This window comes from Lelliottia sp., from assembly GCF_045627565.1.
In the GTDB taxonomy this organism is placed as follows: Bacteria; Pseudomonadota; Gammaproteobacteria; order Enterobacterales; family Enterobacteriaceae; genus Enterobacter.
In genome coordinates this window covers 89,348-102,936 of sequence record NZ_JAZQNX010000034.1, presented here as the reverse complement: position 1 = coordinate 102,936, position 13,589 = coordinate 89,348, and the positions used below count along the sequence as shown (strand labels likewise).

At 52.1% G+C, this 13,589-nt stretch carries 10 protein-coding genes; 6 read left to right on the top strand and 4 right to left on the bottom strand.

Annotation, left to right across the window (positions count from 1 at the left end; all coding sequences use genetic code 11):
* Window positions 1-21: 21 nt before the first annotated feature.
* The 3 genes from ACKI5T_RS16995 to xylA form a co-directional block, all read right to left on the bottom strand.
* Window positions 22-561: an isochorismatase family protein gene (locus tag ACKI5T_RS16995; protein ID WP_407438970.1), complete on the bottom strand. Its 540-nt coding sequence runs from the start codon at window positions 559-561 to the stop codon at window positions 22-24.
* A gap of 104 nt (window positions 562-665) precedes the next feature.
* A complete protein-coding gene (gene xylB / locus ACKI5T_RS16990) occupies window positions 666-2,120 on the bottom strand; it encodes a xylulokinase (RefSeq protein ID WP_407438968.1) in 1,455 nt (484 codons plus the stop codon).
* Between the two features lie 52 nt (window positions 2,121-2,172).
* Window positions 2,173-3,495: a xylose isomerase gene (gene xylA / locus ACKI5T_RS16985; RefSeq protein WP_011915422.1), complete on the bottom strand. Its 1,323-nt coding sequence runs from the start codon at window positions 3,493-3,495 to the stop codon at window positions 2,173-2,175.
* Window positions 3,496-3,871: 376 nt separating this feature from the next.
* Between xylA and xylF the strand changes: the two genes are divergently transcribed.
* The 4 genes from xylF (at window position 3,872) to xylR (ending at window position 8,843) form a co-directional block, all read left to right on the top strand.
* A complete protein-coding gene (gene xylF / locus ACKI5T_RS16980) occupies window positions 3,872-4,864 on the top strand; it encodes a D-xylose ABC transporter substrate-binding protein (RefSeq protein ID WP_407438965.1) in 993 nt (330 codons plus the stop codon).
* Between the two features lie 72 nt (window positions 4,865-4,936).
* Window positions 4,937-6,478 (top strand): xylose ABC transporter ATP-binding protein, encoded by a 1,542-nt coding sequence (locus tag ACKI5T_RS16975; protein ID WP_407438964.1) that lies wholly within the window; start codon window positions 4,937-4,939, stop codon window positions 6,476-6,478.
* A complete protein-coding gene (gene xylH, locus ACKI5T_RS16970; protein WP_407438962.1) occupies window positions 6,456-7,637 on the top strand; it encodes a xylose ABC transporter permease XylH in 1,182 nt (393 codons plus the stop codon). Before ACKI5T_RS16975 ends, xylH begins: the two co-directional genes overlap by 23 nt.
* Before the next feature lie 27 nt (window positions 7,638-7,664).
* Entirely contained in the window at window positions 7,665-8,843 is a 1,179-nt protein-coding gene (xylR, locus tag ACKI5T_RS16965; protein WP_011915418.1) for a D-xylose utilization transcriptional activator XylR, read from the top strand.
* Window positions 8,844-8,895: 52 nt separating this feature from the next.
* Here xylR and ACKI5T_RS16960 read toward each other — a convergent pair whose 3' ends face one another.
* Window positions 8,896-9,732, bottom strand: a complete 837-nt coding sequence (locus ACKI5T_RS16960) for a protein bax (protein ID WP_407438960.1) — start codon at window positions 9,730-9,732, stop codon at window positions 8,896-8,898.
* 314 nt (window positions 9,733-10,046) lie between these two features.
* Here ACKI5T_RS16960 and ACKI5T_RS16955 point away from each other — a divergent pair, with 314 nt between their 5' ends.
* Together ACKI5T_RS16955 and avtA are read left to right on the top strand one after the other, a co-directional pair.
* A complete protein-coding gene (locus ACKI5T_RS16955) occupies window positions 10,047-12,077 on the top strand; it encodes an alpha-amylase (RefSeq protein WP_407438958.1) in 2,031 nt (676 codons plus the stop codon).
* A 173-nt stretch (window positions 12,078-12,250) separates the two neighbouring features.
* Entirely contained in the window at window positions 12,251-13,501 is a 1,251-nt protein-coding gene (gene avtA, locus ACKI5T_RS16950) for a valine--pyruvate transaminase (protein WP_407438956.1), read from the top strand.
* Window positions 13,502-13,589: the final 88 nt, after the last annotated feature.

Genomic DNA, 13,589 nt, shown 5'->3' with positions numbered 1-13,589 from the left:
CAAACCAGACATCGGTACTCTTCAAAGTGACTCCAGCGTCTCCGCTACGGTTTTGATTTCTGCAAAACGCCCATCCAGCACCGTTTCAGTACGATGGCGAAGGTCATCGGTATCCAGCGTAATACCCTTGTGCGTCATGGGGAATGTCAGCGTGGCTTCACTGACGAAAGTGACGGCATAGCCTAAATCTGACGCGACTCGCGCCGTGGTTTCGCAGCATTGTTCAGTCCGCAAACCACAAATGATCAGATGATTAATATCCCGCTCACGCAGCCAACGATCAAGGCCGGTATCGGTAAAAGCATTATGGACATGTTTCTGGAAAACTACCGCAGGCTTGTGACGTAAAAAGGACATTGGCTCAACGTAACCACTTTCCAATGAGAACGGGCCGGTATCGTCTACATGAAAGATATCAACAACGGGGACGCCACGAGATTCACAGCCTTCGATAAGCCCCAGCATCGCCTGCTGGAACTCAGCGAAACCTTTTTCCTGCCAATATTCACGGTGATGAAATGATTGCTGAGTATCGATGTTGATTAACGCGGTGCGTGACATGGTGATTTTCCTCGCCAGTGGGTGTAACCCTATACTGACGAGGAGAAGTGCGGACGAGAAGACCAAAAAAGGACATCCTCACGCCGCATCGGGACAACGTGCGATCACGACATCAATGGCAGAAGTTGCTGATAGATTTTGCGGAACACGTCGCGCTGTTTAGCGTAATGCGCATGACGCACGGAATCCGGGCGGTGCTCTTGCTCCAGCGGTAATTGCGGCAACAGCTGCGCGAGCGGTTTTGCTGGATTCATTGCGATTTGCGCCAGACGCGCGGCTCCCAACGCGGGACCCACATCGCCACCGGTGCGGTAGTCGAGCTGTAATCCACTGATATCGGACAACATCTGCCGCCAATAGCTGCTGCGTGCGCCGCCACCAATCAGCGTAATGCTGTGGGGCTTCACTCCACAATCGTGCACCACATCCATACCATCGGCTAACGCAAAGCCCACGCCTTCCAGCACTGCGCGTGCCAGTTCCGCCGGACCGTGCTGATGCGTTAAGCCAAAGAAAACCCCCTTCGCCTGCGGGTTGTTGTGCGGGGTACGTTCACCCGAAAGATACGGCAGGAACCAGACGGCACCCGCATTTTCATCAGCCTGTTGTGCACCAGCGATCAGCGACGGGACATCGTCAAAACCCGTGAGCTTCGCAGCCCAGTCCAGGCATGAAGCGGCACTCAGCATCACCGACATCAAATGCCATTTCCCCGGTAGCGCATGGCAGAAGCTGTGAACAGCACTTTCCGGGTTGCTACGATAACCGTCGCTCACGGCAAAATAGACGCCCGATGTGCCCAGCGACAGCATTGCCTGGCCCGCATCAACCATTCCAACGCCGATGGCACCCGCCGCGTTATCTCCGCCACCCGCAACAAGCGGCACCGCGGGCATATTCCAGCGCTCGGCAAGAGACGACTGTAATGTTCCCGTCATTTCACTGCCTTCAAAAAGGGCAGGCATATGTTCACGCGTAAGCTGGCAGGCGGCGAGCATCGCTTCGCTCCAGTCGCGTTCTGCCACATCCAGCCACATGGTGCCTGCCGCGTCCGACATATCGCTGGCAAAGTCGCCGGTCATACGAAAACGCAGATAATCTTTTGGCAGAAGCACTTTTGCGACCTGACGGAAAATCTCAGGTTCATGACGTTGCACCCACAGCAGTTTTGGCGCAGTGAAACCCGGCATCATCAGATTGCCGGTAATCTCGCGAGAAGTCGGCACGCGTTCTTCGAGAATGGCGCATTCCTCCGCGCAGCGACCGTCGTTCCACAAGATAGCCGGGCGCAGAACGCGATGCTCTTTATCCAGCAGCGTCGCGCCGTGCATTTGCCCGGCAATGCCCAGCGCTTTCACGTTCCGTAAGCTGTGCTGTTCGCCCAGCGCTTTTATGGCGCGATCCGTCGCTTGCCACCACTCTTCAGGATCTTGCTCAGACCATAACGGGTGCGGACGCGAGACATGCAGCTTTTCAGTTTGCGTAGCCAACACATCGCCCTGTTCGTTTAACAGGATGGCTTTCACACCCGACGTGCCAAGATCAATCCCGATATACATGCGGTGACTCCTTAAAAGAGAAGCCCGGTAATGGGGTACCGGGCAATGCTGATTACTTATCGAACAGGTAGTGATTCACCAGGTTTTCAAGCAATTCCTGATGACCGCTCTGATGGCTCGGTGCCAGGCTATGCTGTTCAGCGTACTTCGCTATCTCAGCAAGCGATAACTGGCCTTTCAAAATTTGCTGGCCCAGCTCACTGTTCCAACCGGCGTAACGCTTCGCAACGCGTTTATCCAGCTCGCCATCTTCAATCATGCGGGCCGCCACTTTCAGCGCCAGCGCCATGGTATCCATTGCGCCAATATGCCCGTAGAACAGATCGTATTTGTCGGTACTTTGACGGCGGACTTTGGCGTCAAAGTTCAGGCCGCCGGTGGTAAAACCGCCCGCTTTGATAATTTCGTACATCACCAGCGCATTTTCTTCGACACTGATCGGGAACTGGTCAGTATCCCAGCCCAACTGCGGATCGCCACGGTTGGCATCAACAGAGCCAAAGATGCCCAGCGCGATAGCAGACGCAATTTCGTGATGGAAAGAGTGCCCCGCCAGCGTCGCGTGGTTCGCTTCAATATTCACTTTGATCTCTTTTTCCAGACCAAATTGTTTGAGGAAACCGTAGACGGTCGCCACGTCATAATCGTACTGATGTTTAGTCGGTTCCTGCGGTTTAGGCTCAATGAGCAACGTGCCACGGAAACCAATTTTGTGTTTGTGCTCCACCACCATCTGCATGAAGCGGCCGATTTGTTCACGCTCCTGACGCAGATCGGTGTTAAGCAGGGTTTCGTAGCCTTCGCGGCCACCCCACAGCACATAGTTTTCACCGCCGAGTTTGTGAGTGGCATTCATCGCGGTCACGACCTGCGTTGCCGCCCAGCTAAACACTTCAGGATCCGGATTAGTCGCCGCACCGGCGCCGTAGCGAGGATTGGTAAAGCAGTTCGCCGTGCCCCACAGCAGTTTCACGCCGCTTTGCTGTTGTTTTTCACCCAGGTAATCGACCATCTGCGCAAAGTTATTCAGATACTCTTTCAGCGAGGCCCCTTCCGGAGAAACATCGACATCGTGGAAGCAGTAATACGGCACATTGAGCTTATGGAAGAATTCAAACGCGACATCCGCTTTGCGCTTCGCCAGCTCCAGTGCTTCGCCGGGTTGCTGCCACGGACGGTCAAAAGAACCGACGCCAAACATATCCGCACCGTTCCAGCAGAAGGTGTGCCAGTAGCAGGCAGCAAAACGCAGGTGATCTTCCATGCGCTTACCCAGCACCAGCTCGTCGGGATTGTAATGACGAAATGCGAGAGGATTAGTGGATTTCGGGCCTTCGTAACGAACACGATCGAGTTGGTCGAAATAAGCTTGCATATTTAACTCCATAATCAAGAAGTGCGGCGAATAACCGATACTGAAACTAATAGTGAATATTCATTGTGATTTGCTCAATTACGTTATTTCACACTGGTATTGAGAGAATGCACAAACGTGCGCTGGCTCCCAAAAAAAATAATACGCAAGCAAACGATTTCTCTGTGATTATTCCAGAATGATGTGTAATGAATAAGTTGTGCATTTTAAAATCAGATCACGGTCATAAATTCGCAAATAAACCAAATATCGTAATGAGAAGATAAAAATCTGTAATTGCTAGTTTGTCGTTACCCGTTAAGAATTTGCTGCGTATCTGACAAGAATCATCCTTTTCTCTCTGATCTCTACCCTACAGAAAAAGGTAATAATAATTATGAAGATAAGAAACCTGTGTCTCACAATCTGCGCTTCGCTGCTGCTGACAAGCGTTGCGGGCCATGCAAAAGAAGTCAAAATCGGCATGGCTATCGACGATCTGCGTCTTGAGCGCTGGCAAAAAGATCGCGATATTTTTGTTAAAAAAGCAGAATCTCTTGGCGCAACTGTTTTTGTACAGTCGGCTAACGGCAATGAAGAAACACAAATGTCGCAAATCGAAAATATGATTAACCGCGGCGTTGATGTGCTGGTTATTATTCCTTACAACGGTCAAGTTTTAAGTAATGTTGTGAAAGAAGCCAAACAAGAAGGCATTAAAGTTTTGGCGTATGACCGTATGATTAATAATGCCGATATCGATTTTTATATTTCCTTTGATAACGAAAACGTCGGCGAAATTCAGGCGCAAAGTCTGATCAAAAAAGTGCCTGAAGGGAATTATTTCCTGATGGGTGGCTCACCTGTCGATAACAACGCAAAATTATTCCGCGAAGGGCAAATGAAAGTGCTCAAGCCGTATATTGATGAAGGCAAAATTAAAATCGTAGGCGATCAATGGGCTGACGGGTGGCTGCCAGAAAACGCCCTCAAAATTATGGAAAACGCCTTAACCGCTAACAATAACAAAATTGATGCGGTCGTCGCGTCAAACGATGCAACAGCCGGTGGGGCAATTCAAGCCCTGAGCGCACAGGGCCTGGCAGGTAAAGTCGCTATTTCAGGACAAGATGCCGATCTGGCTGGCGTAAAACGTATTCTTAATGGCACCCAAACCATGACGGTTTATAAACCGATCACTGAACTCGCTAATACGGCAGCTGAAATTGCTGTTGAGTTGGGGAATGGAAAACAGCCAAAGGCAGACTCCTCATTAAACAACGGCCTGAAAGACGTACCCGCTCGTCTGTTGACGCCGATTGAAGTCACCAAAGACAACATTGATGCCACCGTTGTGAAAGACGGTTTCCACAGTAAGAGTCAATTGTAATCCAGCCACGCCCCTGTTCTGCAGGGGCGTGCCGACTTGTACGGGTATTCCTTCGGGTCTTGTGGAGCAGTTATGTCTTATCTACTGGAAATGAAAAGCATCACCAAAGCTTTTGGCGCGGTGAAAGCCGTCGACAACGTGAGCCTGCGCTTGAATCCCGGCGAAATCGTCTCGCTCTGTGGTGAAAATGGCTCTGGAAAATCCACGCTGATGAAAGTGCTGTGCGGTATCTATCCGCACGGGAGCTACGAGGGCGAAATCGTATTTGCCGGAGAGACGCTGCAAGCGACTCATATTCGCGATACCGAGCGTAAAGGTATCGCCATCATTCACCAGGAACTCGCGCTGGTGAAGAATTTGACCGTGCTGGAGAATATTTTTCTCGGTGCTGAGCTTTCGCGTCACGGAGTGCTGGATTACGACACCATGACGCTGCGTTGTGAAAAACTGCTGGCGCAGGTCAGCCTGGCTATCTCACCTGACACACGAGTTGGCGATTTGGGTTTAGGCCAGCAGCAACTGGTTGAAATAGCCAAAGCACTTAATAAACAGGTGCGCCTGTTGATTCTTGATGAGCCGACGGCATCCCTTACCGAACAGGAAACCGCGGTACTGTTAAATATCATCCGCGACCTGCAAAACCACGGCATTGCCTGCGTTTATATTTCGCACAAGCTTAACGAGGTTAAAGCGATATCGGACACCATCTGCGTGATCCGCGACGGACAGCACATTGGCACCCGCGCCGCAGCAGGCATGAGTGAAGATGACATCATCACAATGATGGTGGGCCGCGAACTTACCGCCCTTTATCCAAACGAACCCCACACCACGGGCGATGAAATTTTGCGCGTCGAGAATCTCACCGCCTGGCATCCGGTCAATCGCCATATCAAACGCGTTAACGATATCTCTTTCTCACTGCGCCGCGGGGAAATCCTCGGGATTGCGGGACTGGTCGGCGCTGGGCGTACCGAAGCCGTGCAGTGTTTATTCGGCGTATGGCCTGGGCGCTGGGAGGGGGAAATTTTTATCGACGGGCAACCTGTGCAGATAAATAACTGTCAGCAGGCGATTGCGCTCGGTATTGCAATGGTGCCGGAAGACCGTAAAAAAGACGGCATCGTGCCGGTGATGGCGGTCGGGAAAAATATCACGCTGGCCGCGCTCGACCAGTTTTCCGGTCCACTGAGCAGCCTGGACGATGCTGCCGAACAGCAGTGTATTCTCCAGTCCCTCGCCCGCCTCAAGGTCAAAACCTCTTCACCCGAACTGGCCATTGGCAGACTGAGCGGCGGCAATCAGCAGAAAGCTATTCTGGCCCGCTGCCTGCTGCTCAATCCGCGCATTTTGATTCTCGATGAGCCCACTCGCGGGATCGATATCGGTGCGAAATACGAAATCTACAAACTGATTAACCAGCTTGTACAGCAGGGCATTGCCGTCATTGTGATTTCGTCTGAGCTACCTGAAGTACTCGGCCTGAGCGATCGCGTTCTTGTGATGCACGAAGGCAAACTGAAAGCCAATTTGAACAACCAAAACCTGACGCAGGAACAGGTGATGGAAGCCGCCCTGAGGAGCGAACGCCATGTCGAAAAGCAATCCGTCTGATCTTAAAGTCTCCGTTCACACGCCCGGCGCGTTTTCGGGGCTCAAGGCGCTCAATTTACAGGTTTTCGTCATGATCGCGGCCATTATCGCCATCATGCTGTTCTTCACCTGGATGACCGACGGCTCGTATTTGAGCGCGCGTAATATCTCCAACTTGCTGCGCCAGACCGCGATCACCGGCATTCTGGCAGTCGGCATGGTATTCGTCATTATCTCTGCTGAGATTGACCTCTCGGTGGGCTCGATGATGGGGTTACTGGGTGGCGTTGCCGCCATCTTTGACGTCTGGCTGGGCTGGCCGTTACCACTCACCATCGTCGTGACGCTTGTGCTGGGTCTTCTGCTGGGCACCTGGAATGGTTGGTGGGTCGCGTACCGCAAAGTACCGTCTTTTATCGTCACCCTCGCGGGGATGCTGGCGTTTCGCGGCATCCTGATTGGGATCACCAACGGCACGACCGTTTCCCCCACCAGCGCATCCATGTCGCAAATTGGGCAAAGCTATCTCTCTGACGGTCTTGGCTTTACGTTCGGTGCCATCGGTCTCATGGCGTTTATCGCCTGGCAATGGCGTGCGCGGATGCGCCGTGAAGCGTTGGGACTTGCCACACCCGCATCAACCTCTGTTGTCGGACGCCAGGCATTAACGGCGGTAATTGTGCTGGGCGCAATCTGGTTGCTGAACGATTACCGTGGCGTTCCAACGCCGGTGTTGATTCTGACGCTGCTGTTACTGGCAGGGATGTTTATGGCCACGCGCACGGCTTTCGGTCGCCGTATCTACGCCATCGGCGGCAACATCGAAGCGGCACGTCTGTCAGGCATTAACGTCGAACGGACTAAACTGGCGGTGTTTGCGATCAATGGCCTGATGGTGGCGATTGCTGGGCTTATTCTGAGTTCACGTTTGGGGGCCGGTTCGCCGTCTGCCGGGAACATCGCCGAACTGGACGCCATCGCTGCCTGTGTCATCGGTGGGACCAGCCTGGCAGGCGGGATCGGTAGCGTTGCCGGCGCCGTGATGGGCGCATTTATTATGGCGTCGCTGGATAACGGAATGAGTATGATGGACGTGCCGACCTTCTGGCAGTATATCGTTAAGGGCGCCATTCTGTTGCTGGCGGTCTGGATGGACTCCGCAACCAAGCGACGGGCCTGAGAACCACAAATTTGGGAAAGATAAGCCATGTTTGAGAAGCGTCACCGCATTACGTTGTTATTCAATGCCAACAAAGCCTACGACCGTCAGGTCGTGGAGGGCGTGGGTGAATATTTGCAGGCGTCGCAATCCGAATGGGACATCTTCATAGAAGAAGATTTTCGTGCCAGCATCGAGACGATTAAAGACTGGTTAGGCGATGGGGTTATCGCAGATTTTGATGACCCCGATATCCAAAAAATGCTTGTCGATGTCGACGTCCCCATTGTGGGCGTCGGCGGTTCTTACCACTCGCCCGAAAAATATCCCCCGGTACATTACATCGCGACCGATAACTACGCGCTGGTCGAAAGCGCATTTTTGCATTTAAAAGAAAAAGGTGTTCACCGCTTTGCCTTTTATGGTTTGCCAGCCTCCAGCGGTAAGCGATGGGCGATGGAGCGCGAACACGCCTTTTGTCAGATTGTGGCCCAGGAAAAGTATCGTGGCGTCGTTTATCAAGGGCTGGAGACGGCACCTGAAAACTGGCAACACGCGCAAAACCGTCTGGCCGACTGGCTGCAAACGCTGCCACCGCAAACCGGCATTATTGCGGTCACAGACGCGCGTGCGCGTCATGTACTCCAGGTGTGCGACCATTTGCACATTCCAGTTCCTGAAAAACTGTGCGTCATTGGCATCGATAACGAAGAGTTAACCCGTTATTTGTCACGCGTCGCGCTGTCATCAGTCGCGCAGGGAACGCGTCAGATGGGCTATCAGGCCGCGAAGTTACTTCACCGATTGCTGGATAACGAAACCCTGCCGCTGCAGCGTCTGCTGGTGCCACCGGTCCGTGTGGTGGAACGGCGCTCCACCGATTACCGTTCTTTAAACGATCCCGCGGTAATTCAGGCGATGCATTACATTCGTAACCATGCCTGCAAGGGCATCAAAGTGGATCAGGTGTTGGATGCCGTGGGCATTTCTCGCTCGAATCTGGAGAAGCGTTTTAAAGAAGAGGTCGGGGAAACCATTCATGCGGTCATTCACGCCGAAAAACTGGAAAAAGCGCGCAGTCTGCTAGTGTCGACGTCATTGTCGATCAACGAGATTTCGCAGATGTGCGGCTACCCATCGTTACAGTATTTCTATTCGGTGTTTAAAAAAGATTATGACACCACGCCGAAAGAGTATCGGGAGCGGTACAGCGAGGTGCTGATTTAGCGCTGGCTGAGTAAAGAAAAAGGCCTTCCGATGGAAGGCCTTTTTTAATGGATTACATATGGGCGGCGATTAAACGCTGGTTATCCTGGTACATTGCAAACAAGTAATTGTTATAGCTCTGTCCTTGGGTGGAATAACCTTTCAGCTTGTGAATCATCGTGCTCGCTGTAACTTCCTGGTCTGCTTTACGCAATTGCGCGCGTGATTTACGGAATGAAGCGTACGCCGGATGCGTATTCAGATTCACCACGTAGGCATTCACTGAATCTTTCACCGATTCGAACTGCGAATACCCTTTCACTTTGCCTGGCGCGTTGTTACAGCGGCCTTTGGCGCACTTCATACCGAAGAGATTATTGTTGGTGCGGGCCAATTTTGATGTCCCCCAACCACTCTCCGCAGCAGCCATCGTCGCCACCATGCTACCTGGAATAATGTCTACACGCTCAAGCAGTGAGTTCCACGGTACACGACGTGTATTCCCGTTCCAGCTCACATTGTAGCGTTTAGCGATCTCTTTCAGACGCGTACGCTCGGTCGGCGACCAGCGGCTGGCGTACTGTTTTGAGATCAACCAGTTACGATCCGCGGTAATCGCAGAATTTTGACTCGTAATATAAGGCATTACCGTCCGGAGAAACGCTTTTTTTCTTGGTGTCCCGGAAGGGTATTTTCGCAAATCAGGCAGTGAACTACTCTTAACACTATTGCGAGAATACTCTTTCTTACTGCTAACCTTACTCTTACTGCTCGTTGTCGTCGTCTTTATGACGTGGGCTTTCTTACTCGTTGTATCCGTGTGCGTTTTAGCAAGCACCTCACCTGAAAAAGCCACGGTGAGCAACATGAGTATCGTAGCCCCAAATCGTCGTATGGGAGTCGATATCATTAGGTCTCCTGGTCGGATATTTGTGTTCCAACCCTTTATTTTTTTCACAAAATTGAGAGCGGAATCTCAGATCATAGCAAAAATAACCTTTCAGAGCATCCAAAGAAATAGTCTAATTCCGAAACTATGTCACCTGAAACTTGCTCACATAAGCATCATTCCTGCAAAATTGTGTGCGATATCGCAGATAACAGCTTAATTTTGCGCGAGATCACTCATCCTCACCCCTCCACCTGAAAGATTGCGCCTGGGGAGGAGTCCTGCGCATACACCTGGTGGCACACTGGTTAAAATTGCCACAACAGGAAAAAGGAATGAAACGCTCCGCTTTAGCCCTCTTGCTCTTACCCGCGATGGCAAACGCTGGCTGGTCATCCCCCGGTTTCTCTGCGTTTAATGCTGAAGGAACCGGACTTTTCACAGGCCATGCAACGCTCGCGAAGGGTACGCGCCCTCTTACGCTCAGTTTTGACAATGCGTGCTGGCAGCCAACCGAAGCAATAAAGCTCAACGAAATGCTCTCGCTTAAACCGTGCGCAGGAACCCCGCCGCAATGGCGCTTATTCCGCGAAGGGGAGTACCAAATGCGCATCGATACGCGCTCCGGTACACCCACGCTCATGGTCACCGTACAAAGTGTCACCGACAAACCTGTTACGAACGTCACTCAACAATGTCCTAAATGGGATGGCAAGCCCCTCACCCTCGACGTGACGAACACGTTCCCGGAAGGCTCAGTCGTACGGGACTTCTACAGCAAGCAAACCGCTATGGTTCAGCAAGGGAAAATCACCCTTCAGCCTGCCGCCAACAGCAATGGACTGCTGTTGCTTGAGCGTGCCGAAACCGAAAAAACGGCGTCCTTTAGCTGGCAAAACGCCACCGTTTATTTCGTCCTGACGGACCGCTATGTGAACGGGGATCCTTCAAACGACAAGAGCTATGGCCGCCACAAAGACGACATGCAGGAAATTGGGACTTTCCACGGCGGCGATCTCAAAGGGCTTACCAGTAAACTGGATTATCTGCAAAATCTGGGCGTCAACGCGCTATGGATAAGCTCGCCGCTAGAGCAAATTCATGGCTGGGTCGGCGGCGGAACCAAGGGCGATTTCCCGCATTACGCCTATCACGGCTATTACACGCAGGACTGGACCCGACTCGACGCGAATATGGGTCAGGAGGACGACTTACGCCATCTGGTCGCCGAGGCACACAAGCGCGGGATACGCATTCTGTTCGATGTGGTCATGAATCACACCGGCTACGCCACGCTTGCGGATATGCAGGAGTACCAGTTTGGCGCGTTGTATTTACAGGGCGACGAGCTGAAAAAAACGCTGGGTGAGCGCTGGACCGACTGGAAGCCCGCTACGGGGCAAAGCTGGCACAGCTTTAATGATTACATTAATTTTAGCGATAAAGCGGGATGGGAAAACTGGTGGGGTAAAAAATGGATCCGCACCGACATTGGCGATTACGACAACCCCGGTTTCGATGATCTGACCATGTCGCTGGCCTTCTTACCCGATCTCAAAACGGAATCCACTGCGCCTTCCGGCCTGCCAAATTTCTATCGGCATAAACCCGACACACACGCCAAAGCCATCGCCGGTTATACCCCGCGCGATTATTTAACTCATTGGCTGAGTCAATGGGTTCGCGAATACGGCATTGATGGTTTTCGTGTTGATACCGCTAAACATGTCGAAATGGCGGGCTGGCAACAGCTGAAAGAACAGGCTTCTGCGGCGCTGAAAGCGTGGAAAACAGCCCATCCGGACCAAAAGCTCGATGATGCTCCGTTCTGGATGACCGGCGAATCCTGGGGCCACGGCGTTATGCAAAGCGACTATTATCGTCATGGTTTCGACGCCATGATCAATTTTGATTATCAGGAGCAGGCAGCAAAAGCGGTCGATTGTCTGGCTGATATGGACCTAACCTGGCAGCAAATGGCCGAAAAACTGCAAGGCTATAACGTGCTGAGCTATCTCTCTTCTCACGATACCCGCCTGTTCCGCGAAGGTGGCCAACGTGCAGCCGAACTGCTGCTCCTCGCGCCAGGTGCCGTACAAATATACTACGGCGACGAATCTGAACGCCCGTTCGGTCCAACCGGTTCCGATCCGCTTCAGGGAACGCGTTCTGATATGAACTGGCAAGCGGTGTCGGGCAGCCAGGCACAAACGGTCGCTCACTGGCAAATACTGGGGCAGTTCCGCGCCCGTCACCCCGCGATTGGTGCAGGCACGCAAACCACGCTATCCCTGAAGCAGGGCTACGGTTTTACCCGTCAGCACCAGACAGACAAAGTGATGGTGGTGTGGGCGGGAAATCAGTAAACCGTTCCGTCTCCGCGCCTAAAATGAGCGGAGACGAATTTGGAATAATCCACCACCCAATCAGCAATCCATAACATAAAACAATAACCCGTCTCGCCTTTCACGATTTGCACCTGTGCATTTGTAGCGTTATGGTGGCGCACTCTTAGAATAAGTACGATAGATCACCTGCTATGACCTTTTCACTTTTCGGCGATAAATTCACCCGCCATTCAGGCATCACCCGCCTGATGGAGGATCTCAACGACGGCCTGCGCACACCGGGCGCTATCATGCTCGGCGGCGGAAACCCGGCGCAGATCCCGGCCATGAATGAATACTTTCAGGATCTGCTGTCGGAGATGCTGCAAAACGGCAAAGCCGCTGATGCACTTTGCAATTATGACGGCCCGCAGGGGAAAACCGAGCTGCTGTCTCTTCTGGCAAACATGCTGCGCGATGAACTGGGTTGGGATATCGAACCACAGAATATTGCACTGACAAATGGCAGCCAGAGCGCATTTTTCTACTTGTTTAATCTTTTCGCAGGACGACGCGCAGACGGTACGACCCGGAAAGTGCTATTCCCCCTGACCCCTGAATACATTGGCTATGCCGATTCTGGGCTGGAGGAGGATCTTTTTGTCTCAGCACGTCCCAATATCGAGCTGTTGCCGGAAGGTCAGTTCAAATATCACGTCGATTTTGAACATCTGCACATTGGTGAAGAGACCGGCATGATTTGTGTGTCGCGCCCGACCAACCCAACGGGCAACGTCATCACAGACGAAGAGCTGATGAAGCTGGATGTGTTGGCGAATCAGCACGGCATTCCGCTGGTGATCGATAATGCTTATGGCGTGCCATTCCCGGGCATTATCTTTAGCGAAGCGCGCCCGCTGTGGAACCCGAACATTGTCCTTTGCATGAGCCTGTCTAAACTTGGCCTGCCGGGTAGCCGCTGCGGCATTATTATTGCCAATGAAAAAATCATCTCCGCTATTACCAATATGAACGGAATTATTAGCCTGGCGCCTGGTGGTATTGGCCCGGCAATGATGAGCGAAATGATTAAGCGTAACGATCTGCTGCGCCTGTCAAATGATGTAATCAAGCCGTTCTATTATCAGCGCGTTCATGAAACGATTGCGACCATTCGCCGCTATCTTCCGGAAGATCGTTGTCTTATTCATAAACCTGAAGGAGCCATTTTCCTTTGGCTATGGTTTAAAGATCTGCCGATTTCTACCGAACTGCTGTACCAGCGTCTGAAAAAACGCGGCGTGTTGATGGTGCCCGGCGATTACTTTTTCCCTGGGCTGGATAAGCCATGGCCGCACACTCACCAGTGCATGCGCATGAATTACGTTCCGGACCCAGACAAGATCGAGGCCGGTGTTAAAATTCTTGCCGAAGAAATTGAAATCGCCTGGAGCGAAAAGTAGTAGCACATAATTAAGGCTCTTCAACTGATGAGCCTTATTTTTTGATCGTCTTACTGGAAATATAATATATTCATTTTCTCTTATAACC

Bases quoted from the DNA above. Each gene is read 5' to 3' on its own strand.
- xylA (WP_011915422.1), bottom strand. From the start codon at position 3,495: ATGCAAGCTTATTTCGACCAACTCGATCGTGTTCGTTACGAAGGCCCG.
- ACKI5T_RS16955 (WP_407438958.1), top strand. From the start codon at position 10,047: ATGAAACGCTCCGCTTTAGCCCTCTTGCTCTTACCCGCGATGGCAAAC.
- ACKI5T_RS16960 (WP_407438960.1), bottom strand. From the start codon at position 9,732: ATGATATCGACTCCCATACGACGATTTGGGGCTACGATACTCATGTTG.
- xylB (WP_407438968.1), bottom strand. From the start codon at position 2,120: ATGTATATCGGGATTGATCTTGGCACGTCGGGTGTGAAAGCCATCCTG.
- ACKI5T_RS16995 (WP_407438970.1), bottom strand. From the start codon at position 561: ATGTCACGCACCGCGTTAATCAACATCGATACTCAGCAATCATTTCAT.
- ACKI5T_RS16975 (WP_407438964.1), top strand. From the start codon at position 4,937: ATGTCTTATCTACTGGAAATGAAAAGCATCACCAAAGCTTTTGGCGCG.
- xylR (WP_011915418.1), top strand. From the start codon at position 7,665: ATGTTTGAGAAGCGTCACCGCATTACGTTGTTATTCAATGCCAACAAA.
- avtA (WP_407438956.1), top strand. From the start codon at position 12,251: ATGACCTTTTCACTTTTCGGCGATAAATTCACCCGCCATTCAGGCATC.
- xylH (WP_407438962.1), top strand. From the start codon at position 6,456: ATGTCGAAAAGCAATCCGTCTGATCTTAAAGTCTCCGTTCACACGCCC.
- xylF (WP_407438965.1), top strand. From the start codon at position 3,872: ATGAAGATAAGAAACCTGTGTCTCACAATCTGCGCTTCGCTGCTGCTG.